Genomic DNA, 13,584 nt, shown 5'->3' with positions numbered 1-13,584 from the left:
AATGATTACTTTAACCGAATTTTAACAAATAAAACCCTGTTTATTAACATATAAAGGAATAATTTTGCATAATATGAATACTAAAATCATATTTTTATCGTTTATAATGGCTTTTATATTTTCCGGTCCTCTGTTCGGGCAGAAAAATTACCGGACTCTAGTTTACGAAGGCAATCAGAAATTTAACGGTAAAGATTATGATGGAGCTTCTTCCAAATACCTGGAAGCTATAAAATCCAATGATAAAGATTTTACGGCACACTACAATTTGGGAAATGCTTTGTATAAAAGTAAAAAATATGAAGATGCCAAAGTAGAGTTTGAGAAAGCGCAGAAACTTTCCCAGACCCTTCCGGATAAAGCGGCTGCCCTTCATAATCTGGGAAATACTTATATGCAAATGAATCAGCCTGAAAAAGCTGCGGATTATTATAAGCAATCCCTGAAACAGGACCCTTATAATGAGGCAACCAGAAAAAACTATGAAATTGCCAAGCTTAAGGAGAAAGAGAACGAACAAAAGAAAAACCAGCAGAATAGTTCAGGTAAAGGCGGCGGTAAAGACCAGAAACAAAATAATGATCAAAAAGGAAACTCTAAAGATCAGCAGGATCAGGGAAAAGGCCAGCAAAATCAGGGCAATAGCCCACAAGGAAATACTCCCGGCCAGGATCAGAATAGTGGTAAAATGCCTAAAGATCTGGAAAACGCAATATTAAATAAGATAAGCGATAAAGAAAAGGAAACCGCCAAAAGAATCTTTAATAAGAATTCTTATTCGATGCCCGAGAGCAACGAGAAAGATTGGTGATGCAGAACAGATTGATTTACATATTACTCCTTTTTACCTCCGTAATTACTTACGGACAGGTGAATATTTATGTAAATCCGGATAAAACCGATTACAGCGGGAAAGATATTGTCAATCTCACCATCGTCCTTGAAATGAACGGCAGCGAATACAACCAGCAGACACCGGTACGCTTGCCTGACCTGTCCAAATTCAATATTATCGGAAGTGGGTCTGTGAACAACACCTTTATAGATCCTGCAACCAACACCGTTATTACCCAAAGGGTTTCCCAGCTTGCCCTGGAACCTAAACAGAAAGGAAGAATCAAGATAGGCTCCGTGCTGGTAACGGTGAATAACAAAATTTATAAGACCGAGCCTTTTGATATTTTTGTAAGAGATATCGACAGAAAATCTATGGCGTCAAATACTTCGAGAGAGGTATTTCTGAACATGGAAATCGAAGACAGGGAAGTATATCAGGATCAGCCTGCCATTGCTGTTTTAAAGGTGTATTCCAAGAATATGGACAACTTCAGAAAGGTGAAAAACATTCGTTTGCCCCAGCAGGATAATCTGGATGTACATCCCATAAGCTTTGCAAAATCTGAAATTGACCCTTCTGGATACGGCAATATGGCTTCCCAGATTTTGGCCGTGTTCATGATATTTCCTAATGAAGCCGGCTATGTTGAAGTACCTTCCGTAACCGCTTCGGTAAATTATTCATCCAATAAGAACAAGATTGTTTCCAATAAAGTAAAACTTAATGTTAAAAAGCTTCCGGAAGGATCTCCGGAGTATTTTAAAAATGCCGTGGGCAATTTTAAAGTAAGCATATATAATGCCTCTAAAGAGAAAGTGGAGGTTAAAAAACCTATCAATGTAGTGGTAAAAGTTAAAGGGGAAGGCAATATAACGGATATGGAACTGCCTAAAATAGCAAGTTCTCCGGATTATGAGGTCTTCGCGCCCAAGATCACTTCCAAAGTAACCCCGGGTACAGCGGGGATGAAAGGGGAGGTTTTAGCCAACTATATAGTGATTCCCAATAAACCAGGACTGCTTTCAATAAAAACAGAGCAGTTTGCTTTCTTCAATCCCGAGAGTGAAGAATATATAGACCTGGGGCAGGAAACCCTGGCATTGAATGCCCTTTCGCATGATCAGATCATGGAAGCCAGGACCACGGTTGAGAGGGTGAATGAATATACCAATAATTTTCTGGAGACGGTAAATACACCGGTTTTAAAAACCACATCATTCAAGGTTAAAGAAAAGAATAAATTCCACTGGAACATACTTTTAATCAATATTTCGATTCTGCTGGGATTATTCATCCTGTACCTTTTATATAAAAACTGGCAAAAAAAACGGGCCATGGTTAGAGAGACCGTACCCTCGGGACCGTTGCCGCTGGGTTCTGTTGCTGAAACGGAAAAAGAGATCAGGGAAAGGCTGAAAACTGATGTGAACGATTATTTCAGCTATTTGGAAAACCTCAAGGACAGCGGTAATTATCAGAAGTTCTTTGAAACGGTGGATGAGCTGGACCAGGAGGTCAGAAGCCAGTATTTTCAAAGCTCTGCGGAGGATTTCAGGAAATTTCTTGAAAGCTATAAAGGATCTTCAATAGCTGAGGAATACCGGAGCCTGTCACAAAGGATACAGATGGAAAAATATGCCCCTGTCAAGTCGCCGGAAGGAATAGATATGCTGCTGAAGGCCATTGTCAATCTGTATTCTCAGATTAGCAAGTAATCATTTTTTTCATATTTTTGTAAAATTTTAAATTACAAATAGATGGAAATCCTCAATGATTTTTCTTTTAAAGAAATCGTTACCTGTTTTATGGTCCTTTTTGCTGTAATCGATATCGTTGGCTCTGTTCCCATTATTGTAAGCTTACAGCAGAAGTTCGGCCAGATTGAGGCAGGAAGGGCTACTATTACTGCAGGGCTGATCATGATTGTTTTTCTTTTTGTAGGAAATAAAATCCTTAAGCTGATAGGGGTGGATGTAAATTCTTTTGCCATTGCCGGGGCATTTGTGATCTTTGTGATCGCACTGGAAATGATCTTAGGCATTGAGATCAATAAAACATCCGAGGCCAGATCCGCTTCTATTGTGCCTATAGCATTTCCGCTGGTAGCCGGAGCCGGAACTCTCACCACCACATTATCGCTCAGGGCTGAATTTCATGATATTAATATCATTTTAGGTATTATTCTCAATACAATTTTCGTATATTTGGTGCTGAAATCAGCAAAGTGGCTTGAAAGGAAAATGGGCGAGGCTACTCTGGCCATTTTAAAGAAAGTTTTCGGGATCATTCTCCTGGCGATTTCAATCAAATTATTTACGGCTAACTTTGCTCAATTGGTGCAGAATTATATTAATTTTTAGAAATCATGCAGAAGTTTTATAAAGTATTTTTAGTGCTGTTCATTGTTTTTATTGCTATCAATCTCTATGCTTTGGACTGGCAGGCGGACATCTTATCAGAGGATAACCTGAAGTTTGTGTTTTCTATCGCTTCAGCCGTGATAGGTCTTATTTTACTCTTTGTACTGGATACATGGAGCAAAATAGGAGTAAAGAAATAGTATGGGGTATTTCATGACCCCGGTAATCCGATTTCTACGATGTTTGTAAATAGCATGTATCGCTATTTCAGTATAATAAAGAAGGTCAGCAATTTAAAATTGCTGACCTTTTTGGATTAAATCTTTTTTTTTGTTCTATAAGCTGATCTGTGTGCTTTCAGCCGCCACCTGTCCTTGATCCTCAATCCTCCAATTATATTTTTGGAAAATGCAGCAAGTTTCCCTGATGATCCTCGCCTGATTTAACATAAAAAAATCACTCATTTCTTTATTGTTGATATTTTTTAATAATAACTGACTGTTTTTGTGAATAATTTTAATGTAAAATAGTATTGTATTTAAATTTTAAAATGCAATGCTATTTTTGTATTAAAATCATACTTATTTTATTGTTAATCAATTTGTTAACATAAAAAAATATATTTCATAATTATGAGATTAATTTATATTTTTAGCTAATTATTATAAAATATTACATAACAAAAACTTAAATGCTTATGAAAAAAAAGATTTATTTATTGCTAGGGTTAGCAGCTCTAGGAATCCAGAGTTTACACGGACAAAACTTCTGGAAAAAAACAAGGATAAGTGAAAGGAACCTGATAGAATCCAAAAAGAATATAGGGGCGGACTATTCCAATGTTTATACCCTGGATATCAGCCAGCTGAAGTCAGCATTACAAGCCGCACCAAAATCTAAAACAGGCATGGCCACCCGGTCTTCGGTGATTATTGATATCCCAGGACTGGACGGAACGTTTGAAAAGTATACGGTATATGAAACCTCTAATATGGCTCCTGAACTGGCAGAAAAATTTCCGGATATAAAATCCTATAGAGGAATATCAGTAAATAACCCTGGAAATACCATAAGCTTCGGGCTTTCGCAGAACGGAGTAAAACTGATTATCTTTGCCAATGCTAAAAAGCCGGTAGTAATAGAGCCTGCTACAAAAGACGCATCTGTTTATCTGGTAAGTCCTGCTGTACCTGATCTGCTGCCAAAAACAACTGGCCCGGGCTGCTATACCGAAGATAAAGAAACAGCTAGTAAAAATACCACTTTCCCTACAGATAACACCAATGACAGAAAATTCAGAACCTTCCGTCTTGCCGTTTCTGTAGATGGGGAGTTCAGTGAATATCATGGAGGGACTGTCGCTAATTCCCTGGCTGCAATTAATGATCTGATGAGCTATATTAACCCGGTATATGAAAGGGACCTTTCCATTCATATGAACCTGATCGCCAACAATGATCAGATCATATTCCTGGATAAGGCTACCGATCCTTATACTTCCGCTGATGTCCTTAGTGCTCAGGTTCAGACCACTCTTACCAATACTATTGGCGAAGCTAATTATGATATCGGTATTATCTTTACCAACCAAACCAGCGGAGGACTTGCCGGAAAGATAGCCTCCGTATGTCAGGATAGTCAAGGTATAGTGGATGGACAAGTAGACCAGAAAAAAGGAAGCGCCTATGCAGGACCGGTAAATGGGGCAGGGCCTCAGGGGTTTATCTATGCCATGGTTATTGCACACGAAATGGGACATCAATATGGGGCTAACCATACATTTTCGAAGCCTGAAAATATTACGATAAGAACAATGGTATTTGGAATCCCTGTAAATACTCAAGTGGTTTCATCTGAAACCGGGGCCAACAGAGAGCCCGGAAGTGGCACAACGATCATGGGGTATGCGGGTGTAACGGGAACTCATGATGTAGCGGATAAGCACAGTGATCAGTTTCTGCACTATAGCATCAGCCAGATCAATAATTATATCAAAACGACGAGCTGTGCTACTACCGTCGATATTTCGAATAATCCTCCTACAGTAAATGCAGGACAAGATTATACGATTCCTAAAGGAACAGCATTTAAATTGACTGCAACCGGAAATGATCCTGATAACAATAATTTAACTTTCTCTTGGGAAGAAGCTGATCTTGCGGAACCGAATCCCACTTTTGATTTTGACGTTTTAGATTTAGTCAATTTACAAAATGTTATCAACCAAATCATTTCTAAAATGAAATTCACATATCCTGACCGAATGTCCACTAAAGCTCCAAATTTTAGAGTATATCCGCCTGTTTCAAGCCCGGTAAGATATTTTCCACCTCTTGATGAAGTCCTTAACGGAAGTCTGTACAGTACGTGGAATATGAGCTCGGATGTTGCCCGCAATATGAAATTCATAAGCTTGGTAAGAGATAATGCTCCGGAAGGCGGACAAACCGCAACTGATGAAGCAATGGTGAATGTAGATGGAAGTACGGGCCCGTTCAGGATCACTTCTATTTCATTAAATCAGGATTATCCGTCAGGATCTTCTCATCTCCTTAAATGGGATGTGGCGGGAACAGATGCTGCTCCTATCAATACCCAGAATGTAAATATTCTGATATCAACGGACGGCGGAAATACTTTCAATACCCTTGTTTCCAATACCCCGAATGATGGGGAAGAAACCATTACTATTCCGTCTACGCCTTCAGAAAAAGCATATATTATCGTAGAGTCAGTAGGAAATATTTATTATGCGGCAAGTCCGGCTTTTGCAATAGACTACAAGGTAACCATGAATTGTACGCAATATCCGGCCACCGGAACTTTCGCATTCGCTCCAGGTACGCCCGCTAATATCAACATTAATGTTCCTGCCACAACATTAATTGAAGACATTAATATTGTAATGGACCTTTCATATACAGATATCAAAGAAACCGCGTTACAGCTTAAGGGGCCCGGCGATCAGCAAAAGCAATTATTCTGGGTTGGTAACTGCTCGAATACGAACATTCTGAAAGCAACTTTTGATCAGGAAGGGGAATCTGCTATCATGAACTGTAATAACCTTGGCGCTAATCCGCATATCGAACCTGTAAGATTGGATTTAAGCAAATATTACGGGCAAAATCCTAACGGAAATTGGCTGATTCAGGCTTTACATACATCAGACGTTTTAAACAGTGTAACGGCAAACAACAGCTCAGGGACCGTAAATGCTGCCGCAATAGAACTTTGTACCAGACAGGCGACTTCAAATCTGGCGACAAAAGATGTTGCACTGGCGAAAGACGAATTCCAGGTATATCCTAATCCTTCTAACGGGAAGTTTAACGTTCTTATGAAGAAAAACATCTCTACGGAAGTTCAGATCTTTGATATTTCGGGAAGATTGGTTTACAGCCAGGCTAATATCACCAATGATACTCAGATTGATCTTACAAGCTTTGCTAAAGGAAACTATCTGATGGTATTTAATACAGGTACCAGGAAAATTGCTAAAAAAGTTATCATCAGATAAGTATTTCTGCAATTTGGCAGAGGATCTTTCTGTCAATATTATATTTTGAAGTAAAAGGTCAGTGATTCTAAAAAATCACTGACTTTGCTTTTTCCTGTTATAAGAAGAATACAACAGGCTATCTGTTGATTTGTTTTAACTAATAGCGAATCTAATAATCTTTAATTAAGATCTTGTGTACTCCGAATGATGGAATTGATGGGGAAGAAGTATTAATTCTAAGAAACCAGATTCTTTAGAATAGCCTCAGATTTCAGTTCAGTTTCTGTCCACTCTTTTTCAGGATTGCTTAGCCCGGTAATCCCTCCTCCTGCAAATATATGTACGGAGTCGCGGTATAATTTTGCACAGCGAAGATTAACGAAATACAGTATGGCTTCCTCTGTTTCAATTCTTATATACCCGGCATACAATTCACGGGGGAATTTTTCAAACCTCCGGATACTTTCCTTGCAGAGATCTTTCGGGATGCCACAGACAGCAGGGGTAGGATGTAATTCATGGATGATCTTATCCAGATCTTCCGGGCGTATGCGGGCTTTAAAATCTGTACGGAGATGCTTGATATTCCCCGAAATATGATCATAGATTTGTGAGGCCTCTACATCGTCCGAATAGTTTTTAAGGATATCCTGAATATATGTTGTCACAGGTTTTTGCTCTTCAATTTCCTTTTCTGTCCAGTTTTCGGAAACAGGGAGTGTTCCCGCAAGGCTCATTGTCTCAAATTGACCGGTAGCTTTATTAAATTTTCCCAATACCTCCGAAAAAGCTCCCATCCAGGAACTTTCACCTTTCGTAAATAAATACCTGAACGCATTAGGGTAGGTCTTGCATAAATTTATAAAGCTTTCATTCAGGTCGATCGTGCCGAAATCTCTTAAAATTTTTTTGCGGGACAGCACGAGTTTGGGAAGTCTGTTTGCTTTGATGAATTCAATGACCTCTTCCAGCTTATGCAGGTATTCGTCTTTTGTTTCTGCAATAAAGCCGCTTTTATCTTCCGGTAATTCCGTGGTTTTACAATTTGCTACTCTGAATTCTTCTTCACTGATCGCTGTAATATCCCCATTGAAAGTTATTTGCTCGGAGCCGTCGAATGAATGGAATATGACAGAATTTTTATCTGAGCTTTCATTTACGGTATATATCCTTTCGCTGAACGGGAGTTTGAAATAGATCATTGCAAACAGATTTTTTACAGAAAGTTATCTGTTGAGAATATTATTCGTCATGGTGGTGTGGTTGATGAGCTGGCCTTTCTCATCACGGATCTCGATTTCGGAAACGTGCATGGTTTTCCCTTTCCTGATAAACCGGGCGAATCCGGTAACTATTCCGTCCTTTTTGCTTCTCAGATGATTTGAATTGATATTAGTGCCTACTCCGTAATACTTATTTCCGTCAATAAAAAAATTGGAAAGGCTTGAGCCCATGGTTTCGGCCAGAACGCAGCTGGCTCCGCCATGTAAGATGCCGAAAGGCTGGTGTACTTTCGGCTGCACAGGCATTGTGGCAGTAAGCGTTTCATTTTCCAGGTCGATATCAGTAAATTTTATTTCTAAAGTTTTAGCCAGAGTGACATCACCTCCCCAGCTGTTTAAAAACTGTAGTATTTCTTCTTTTGTTCCCGTCATTTTGATAATATGAGTTATAATATGGACTGCCTTTCGGTTTCAGACTAATATTCATTATTTCCCGTGATATTCGGGTTCCAGTTGGCAGGAACCTTTGGTACGATATCATTTTTGATATAATAATCCTGGATCTCCTGCATTATTTCAGAAAAAGGAACGGTAGCGATCCTTTCATAAGGAATGGTGTAGCCCAGGTAAATGATTTTTCTTTTGAAATCACCGGCAGCCAAAACAATCGGAACCTTGGCAGCCAGCGCCATATGATAAAAGCCCTTTCTCCATTTCGGTACCCAGCTCCTTGTACCTTCCGGAGTGATCACCAAACTGAAGCTGTCTTTCCCGAATTCCCTGGCAACAAAGTTTACCAGATCATTTTTCTGGCTCCTGTCAATACCAATTCCTCCTAAACCTTTTACAATACCTCCGTACCAGGCTTTGGTATGCGCATCCTTAATGATTACTTTTAACGGCTTTTCCAGCGCCCAATAGGCAAAATTTCCCAGGATATATTCCATGTTGTGGGTATGCGGGGCAACAACGAGGATACATCTGTTCAGCTGGTTTACATCACCCTGCATAACGATCTTCCAGCCTAAGATTTTTAACATCAGCTTGCCAATGAGTTTTTTCATAAATCTTCCGTATTAAACAAAAAAGTATAACCAAACTTTGGTTATACTCTACAAATATATTGAAATATTATCGCTCTTAAAATAAACCGCTGATCAAATCTACGATTTTCATTACAATTTCTAGTGCAACTTGTACCATTTTGTTCTGCTTTTGATTTGGTTATTAATTTTTTACGAAGATAAGATAATTTAGTGAAACAGAGATATTAAAATTTACTTTTTTTGAGAGAAGAAGGGTGTGAATTTCAAACGGTTGCTATCCATTCACACCTTCTTGCCACTCTCTGCAGTTAATTATTTAGTCTGTATGGAAATTTCATTTTTTCCGTCATTCACTCTGATGTCTACATCTCCGCCTTTTACTTTTTTAATTTCGGATTTCATAGAGTCAATCACTTTATTTGCCTGGGAGGCCGGAACCTTTTTCCCGTTGATGATGATGCTGTCTTTGTCATCAGAGCTGTATTCGATAGTAGAGCCATTGACGGTGATTTTATTCTTTTCAATTCTGATGTTGCCGTCTTCATCCTTATCCTGGTCATCATCATTTATACCGTCACCGTTTAAGTCACCGTCAAAATCAATTCTGTCTTTTTTTACAGGAATTACAACGGCTTTTTGAGGTACTACAAGCTCATAATCAACCCTGTAATCTCTGAATCTGTGCTGATAAGGATACCTGATATAGTTTGGAAGTATGACCTTGTTTCCTACCACATCTACAGGAACACTTACATCAACCGGCACATTATATCCGTTTCCTTCCTTTTTAATGATCAGATAAGGGGTTTTTACATCCGGTTTTCTTGTAACCTGCACATAGATATAGTCTTCCTTATACACAGACTTTTTATCTGAATAGATATCATCATCATAAGCAATGAAGTTTTGCGGGATGTTTACCTGCTTCACATCTACATAGATACTGTCTGAAGTGGTATTGATGGCGATATTTTCTGTGTCTTCCTTGCTGCCTCTGTAGATCAGATCCCTTTTGGCCATATGAACCCCGAAATAAGTGCCCAGACCGATCAATATAAGGAATAAGGCTCCCAAAACCCAACCGATGTTCCTTAATTTCGTTTTCGGTGAGAATATTTTAATGCTCAGCAAACTGAAGATGATCGCAGGAATTAAAGATCCGATGATGATAATCGCGGTCAGAATCTTATCCATTCCGTTGTCATCAAAATAAAATCTTATCTCATTGGCCCCCGGAAAATCGGAATCCATTCCGAAAAGCCCGAATACCGCGAATACTCCGATAATGCTGCCCAGCGCCATGAAAACAAAGATACCTCCGATGATGTATTTGAAAACATTCCAGATCCCGCTTCCGGCATTACTGATGTAAGGTTTGGTTTCATGATACATTTCTCCGACCCTCTGAGTAGATTCGTTGGCAAACTGAACCAGCTTGTTGGACTCATTCTTAAGATTGTCGAAGTTCATAGGCTTTCCCTTCATTTTCAGGAAATCTGCTGCAGTTTCTGCTTTTGGCAATACGACCCAAAGGATAATATACAGTAAGAAAACCAGAGTGGAAGAAATGGCGGCGGTAAAAGTCCCAAGAAGGAAGATTCCCAGCCAGATGGCTCTCATGGCAGTAATATCCATTCCCAGATAATGGGCTAAACCTGCGCAAACTCCTGCTATTTTTTGTCTTTCAGGATCCCGGAACAATTGTTTTTTATCTGTATATGGAGTACCGGAGGAATATGCTTTTTTTGTATTTTTTTCAGAATAGTAAGCCTCTTCCTGCTCTTCGATTTTTTCAGGAGTTCCTATCTGGGCAATTACCCTTTCTACATCCGTATCATTGATTACTTCACGCTTACCCAGTGAATCCCTGAAAATTTCAACCATTCTGATTTCTATGTCGTGCATTACCTCATCGGCTTCCGAAGCATCCAGCGAGCTTCTCAGAGCATTAAGGTAATCGCCTAGCTTTATATATGCGTGTTCTTCTATGGTAAAAGAAAAACCTGCGAGTCCTATTGAGAGTGTCTTGTTCATAGCTTTGTTTTTTAATTTTTTTGAGTGATTTGGTTTACTGAATCTGTTAATTCATTCCAGGTATTTTGAAGTTCATCTAAAAACAGCTTACCTTTTTCAGTGATCTGATAGTATTTTCTTGGCGGGCCTCCAGTGGATTCTTCCCACCTGTATGAAAGAAACTCACCATTTTTTAATCTTGTTAAAAGAGGGTAGAGGGTTCCTTCTACAACATCCAGCTTTCCTTTTTTTAGTTCATCTATAAGGTCGGAAACATACATTTCACGATGGTTGATGAGACTTAAAATACAGAATTCCAGAATTCCTTTTCGCATTTGCGCTTTGGTATTTTCAGTATTCATCTTAATAAGTTTTTAATTAGTGATATGTAGAATCGGTTCCTAGCTAGTTGAACCTATTCTAATTTTACATTACAAAGATATATAATTAAAATGGTATTATGCAATACAAAGTAGTGAAAAAATAATAAACATTATTGTAAGTGATTGGTTTTCAGTTAAATTATTTTTCATACCTAAATGAACGAATCTTAAATTTTAAGAAAATCAAGGGGTTTTTTATTATTTTTTCTTTTTATTAACTGGATATAAATAGGAAAATTATTACATTATGGTTATAAAGTTTTCTATTCATGGTAAGATTGAAGAACTGTGGAAAACCACCCTGGAAAAGGCTCTCATTCTTTAATGTCTGATTGTTCCCAAATCAATGTGCTATAAGAATGAGTGAAGCTTTCAATAAGTACAGGTTAGATTTGCTTTCTTTTCACGGTGTCAAATGCTGGGAAAAGCATGAAGATAGTTTTAAACATTTTCTAAGAGCAGGAGAATTAACAAAATGGATGGATATGCATCCGGAAATTTTTGGAAATGCTGTCAAACTTTCAAGAAAAAAATATCCTAAAATGAATCATAAAGTTTCAAACATAAAGACATTGTTTTTATTAAGATGGATGGCTTGGAGTACAAGCATCAATTATAGTAATTGGGGATACTATAATGGATAAAGATAATGCTAGAACAATTTGTGGAAAGACTTTGCAGGGTATTTCATTGAAAAAGAATAATAAAATCAGTATTTCTACAGGTACTATAAAAGACTCAGCACTTTTGCCTTGATTCGTGGATTGATGAAAAAGAGTTTAGCGGTCTCTCCTCAGATTTATATGATAATAAATAAATTAAAAGTATTCTTAACAGGATGCTTTTATTATATCTTGTTACCAGAATTTTGGACATTCAGTTTTGCCGATTATAATGTATTTTTGCAGAATGAAGATCCAGAAAGAAATTGACTTTATTGTAGCCGTTGATGCTTTAAAAAATGTACAAAGGAGAAACTATAATGCAGATGACTCCCGGAGGGAAAATACCGCCGAGCATTCATGGCAGATTATTATTTTAGCCCAGATTCTTTATCCATACGCTAAAAACAGGGCGGAGATTGATTTATTGAGAGTGATTCGGATGCTCTCGATTCATGATCTGGTGGAAATTGAAGCCGGAGATACCTTTCTGTTTGATGAAAAGGCTATGGTTGGGAAATTTGAACGAGAAAAGCGGTCGGCTCAAAATATTTTCGGTATTCTGGATGAGCCCCTAAGATCAGAATTTTTTGACCTGTGGCTTGAATTTGAAGAAGAGAAGACCCCCGATGCTGTTTTTGCCTGTGCCATAGACAGAATCATGCCGTTTATCCTGAATTCCCATACATCAGGAAAAAGCTGGACGGAAGCTCATGTTACGGAAAAGCAGATCCGAAATATGCTGGAACATGCCATTACCCGAGCTTCGGACGAGATGGGAGAGGCTTTCGAATTGCTGCTGGACAGGAATCTGGCAACCGAAAAAGTATTGAGATAGGTTTTGGGCGGCCGCAGGCCGCCCAAAAACCTTACAGTATCGATACCGGCTTTTTGGATTCATCAATTGCCACAAAAGTAAAATCCCCTACGATGGCTCTTTCCCTTTCATAAGAATACATCTGTTCGGTATAGATCTCAACGTTCACTTTCATACTTGTAGTACCTACATGTGAAACCCTTCCGATCAGTTCAACAATCGTTCCTGCAGGAATAGGTATCTTGAAATCGATCCTGTCACTGCTTACGGTTACCACTCTTTTTCTTGCAAATCGCGTAGCGGCGATGAAGGCTACTTCATCCATCAGCTGCATGGCTGTACCTCCGAAGAGAGTGTCGTAATGATTGGTAGTATTCGGGAATACCGCTTTGAAAATTCTCGTCTCGGATGCTTCAATTCTTTCTTCTGTTGTCATATTTCATTATTATAAGGCGAGATGAACAATATTGAAAACAGAATAATAACAGGAATATAAGGCTCCTGAAACAATTCATCAGATCAATAAACTTCAAATCGCGAAAGTTTTTTGTTTATAAGAAAAAGGCAGGTCTCCTGGCTTGTAACATCTTTATTCCCTTCCCATGCATGCTGCACAGTGGGTCTTTAATAAAGACTTCGGTTACTTACAGTTGCGCGACAGCTCGTGATTTTCACACGATTCCCTTTTAATCCCCGTTAAGAAGAACCCGTTTCCGGATGAATAAGCATTAGGCTTTTCA

The 13,584-nt window shown here is 38.6% G+C and carries 13 protein-coding genes and 1 riboswitch; of the genes, 7 read left to right on the top strand and 6 right to left on the bottom strand.

The annotated features are described in order from the left end of the window. The first annotated feature begins 73 nt into the window (after nucleotides 1-73). The 5 genes from ABMQ40_RS04585 to ABMQ40_RS04565 all read left to right on the top strand — a co-directional run bounded on the left by ABMQ40_RS04585 (nucleotide 74) and on the right by ABMQ40_RS04565 (nucleotide 6,718). On the top strand, nucleotides 74-811 hold the full coding sequence (locus ABMQ40_RS04585; protein ID WP_370897015.1) for a tetratricopeptide repeat protein: 738 nt from the start codon (nucleotides 74-76) through the stop codon (nucleotides 809-811). Beyond that, complete coding sequence (locus tag ABMQ40_RS04580; RefSeq protein WP_370897013.1) at nucleotides 811-2,553, top strand: BatD family protein; 1,743 nt, start codon at nucleotides 811-813, stop codon at nucleotides 2,551-2,553. The genes ABMQ40_RS04585 and ABMQ40_RS04580 overlap by 1 nt, the downstream gene beginning before the upstream one ends. 42 nt (nucleotides 2,554-2,595) lie before the next feature. Next, complete coding sequence (locus tag ABMQ40_RS04575; RefSeq protein WP_370897011.1) at nucleotides 2,596-3,198, top strand: MarC family protein; 603 nt, start codon at nucleotides 2,596-2,598, stop codon at nucleotides 3,196-3,198. A gap of 5 nt (nucleotides 3,199-3,203) precedes the next feature. After that, nucleotides 3,204-3,398: a hypothetical protein gene (locus tag ABMQ40_RS04570; protein ID WP_370897009.1), complete on the top strand. Its 195-nt coding sequence runs from the start codon at nucleotides 3,204-3,206 to the stop codon at nucleotides 3,396-3,398. A gap of 497 nt (nucleotides 3,399-3,895) precedes the next feature. Then, nucleotides 3,896-6,718 (top strand): zinc-dependent metalloprotease, encoded by a 2,823-nt coding sequence (locus ABMQ40_RS04565; protein WP_370897007.1) that lies wholly within the window; start codon nucleotides 3,896-3,898, stop codon nucleotides 6,716-6,718. Between the two features lie 218 nt (nucleotides 6,719-6,936). Here the strand turns inward: ABMQ40_RS04565 and ABMQ40_RS04560 are convergent, their stop codons facing one another. The 5 genes from ABMQ40_RS04560 to ABMQ40_RS04540 all read right to left on the bottom strand — a co-directional run bounded on the left by ABMQ40_RS04560 (nucleotide 6,937) and on the right by ABMQ40_RS04540 (nucleotide 11,344). Next, nucleotides 6,937-7,902: a chorismate-binding protein gene (locus tag ABMQ40_RS04560; protein WP_370897005.1), complete on the bottom strand. Its 966-nt coding sequence runs from the start codon at nucleotides 7,900-7,902 to the stop codon at nucleotides 6,937-6,939. Between the two features lie 24 nt (nucleotides 7,903-7,926). After that, a complete protein-coding gene (locus ABMQ40_RS04555) occupies nucleotides 7,927-8,355 on the bottom strand; it encodes a PaaI family thioesterase (protein WP_370897003.1) in 429 nt (142 codons plus the stop codon). A gap of 44 nt (nucleotides 8,356-8,399) precedes the next feature. Continuing rightward, nucleotides 8,400-8,987, bottom strand: coding sequence for a 1-acyl-sn-glycerol-3-phosphate acyltransferase (locus ABMQ40_RS04550; RefSeq protein WP_370897001.1), 588 nt, complete (start codon nucleotides 8,985-8,987; stop codon nucleotides 8,400-8,402). Nucleotides 8,988-9,281: 294 nt separating this feature from the next. Further along, the gene (locus tag ABMQ40_RS04545; protein WP_370896999.1) at nucleotides 9,282-11,003 is read right to left on the bottom strand and encodes a PspC domain-containing protein; all 1,722 of its coding nucleotides are present in this window, start codon (nucleotides 11,001-11,003) and stop codon (nucleotides 9,282-9,284) included. An 11-nt stretch (nucleotides 11,004-11,014) separates the two neighbouring features. Further along, entirely contained in the window at nucleotides 11,015-11,344 is a 330-nt protein-coding gene (locus ABMQ40_RS04540) for a PadR family transcriptional regulator (protein ID WP_029295092.1), read from the bottom strand. Nucleotides 11,345-11,697: 353 nt separating this feature from the next. Here ABMQ40_RS04540 and ABMQ40_RS04535 point away from each other — a divergent pair, with 353 nt between their 5' ends. Further along, nucleotides 11,698-12,009 carry a T6SS effector amidase Tae4 family protein gene (locus tag ABMQ40_RS04535; protein WP_370896996.1) on the top strand — a complete coding sequence of 104 codons (312 nt, stop codon included), beginning with the start codon at nucleotides 11,698-11,700 and terminating at the stop codon, nucleotides 12,007-12,009. Nucleotides 12,010-12,274: 265 nt separating this feature from the next. After that, nucleotides 12,275-12,865: an HD domain-containing protein gene (locus tag ABMQ40_RS04530; RefSeq protein WP_370896994.1), complete on the top strand. Its 591-nt coding sequence runs from the start codon at nucleotides 12,275-12,277 to the stop codon at nucleotides 12,863-12,865. Between the two features lie 31 nt (nucleotides 12,866-12,896). On the opposite strand, the gene ABMQ40_RS04525 is transcribed toward ABMQ40_RS04530, so the two are convergent. Next, complete coding sequence (locus ABMQ40_RS04525) at nucleotides 12,897-13,280, bottom strand: acyl-CoA thioesterase (RefSeq protein WP_370896992.1); 384 nt, start codon at nucleotides 13,278-13,280, stop codon at nucleotides 12,897-12,899. A gap of 110 nt (nucleotides 13,281-13,390) precedes the next feature. Further along, a riboswitch (cobalamin riboswitch) is annotated at nucleotides 13,391-13,570 on the bottom strand. Nucleotides 13,571-13,584: the final 14 nt, after the last annotated feature.

The organism is Chryseobacterium gossypii, from assembly GCF_041361455.1.
GTDB lineage: Bacteria > Bacteroidota > Bacteroidia > Flavobacteriales > Weeksellaceae > Chryseobacterium > Chryseobacterium gossypii.
This window is presented reverse-complemented; position numbering and strand designations above follow the sequence as displayed.

What these genes read in the sequence shown, in the direction of transcription:
- ABMQ40_RS04525 (WP_370896992.1), bottom strand. Translation starts at nt 13,280, where the DNA reads ATGACAACAGAAGAAAGAATTGAAGCATCCGAGACGAGAATTTTCAAA.
- ABMQ40_RS04550 (WP_370897001.1), bottom strand. Translation starts at nt 8,987, where the DNA reads ATGAAAAAACTCATTGGCAAGCTGATGTTAAAAATCTTAGGCTGGAAG.
- ABMQ40_RS04575 (WP_370897011.1), top strand. Translation starts at nt 2,596, where the DNA reads ATGGAAATCCTCAATGATTTTTCTTTTAAAGAAATCGTTACCTGTTTT.
- ABMQ40_RS04540 (WP_029295092.1), bottom strand. Translation starts at nt 11,344, where the DNA reads ATGAATACTGAAAATACCAAAGCGCAAATGCGAAAAGGAATTCTGGAA.
- ABMQ40_RS04570 (WP_370897009.1), top strand. Translation starts at nt 3,204, where the DNA reads ATGCAGAAGTTTTATAAAGTATTTTTAGTGCTGTTCATTGTTTTTATT.
- ABMQ40_RS04555 (WP_370897003.1), bottom strand. Translation starts at nt 8,355, where the DNA reads ATGACGGGAACAAAAGAAGAAATACTACAGTTTTTAAACAGCTGGGGA.
- ABMQ40_RS04545 (WP_370896999.1), bottom strand. Translation starts at nt 11,003, where the DNA reads ATGAACAAGACACTCTCAATAGGACTCGCAGGTTTTTCTTTTACCATA.
- ABMQ40_RS04580 (WP_370897013.1), top strand. Translation starts at nt 811, where the DNA reads ATGCAGAACAGATTGATTTACATATTACTCCTTTTTACCTCCGTAATT.
- ABMQ40_RS04530 (WP_370896994.1), top strand. Translation starts at nt 12,275, where the DNA reads ATGAAGATCCAGAAAGAAATTGACTTTATTGTAGCCGTTGATGCTTTA.
- ABMQ40_RS04565 (WP_370897007.1), top strand. Translation starts at nt 3,896, where the DNA reads ATGAAAAAAAAGATTTATTTATTGCTAGGGTTAGCAGCTCTAGGAATC.
- ABMQ40_RS04585 (WP_370897015.1), top strand. Translation starts at nt 74, where the DNA reads ATGAATACTAAAATCATATTTTTATCGTTTATAATGGCTTTTATATTT.
- ABMQ40_RS04560 (WP_370897005.1), bottom strand. Translation starts at nt 7,902, where the DNA reads ATGATCTATTTCAAACTCCCGTTCAGCGAAAGGATATATACCGTAAAT.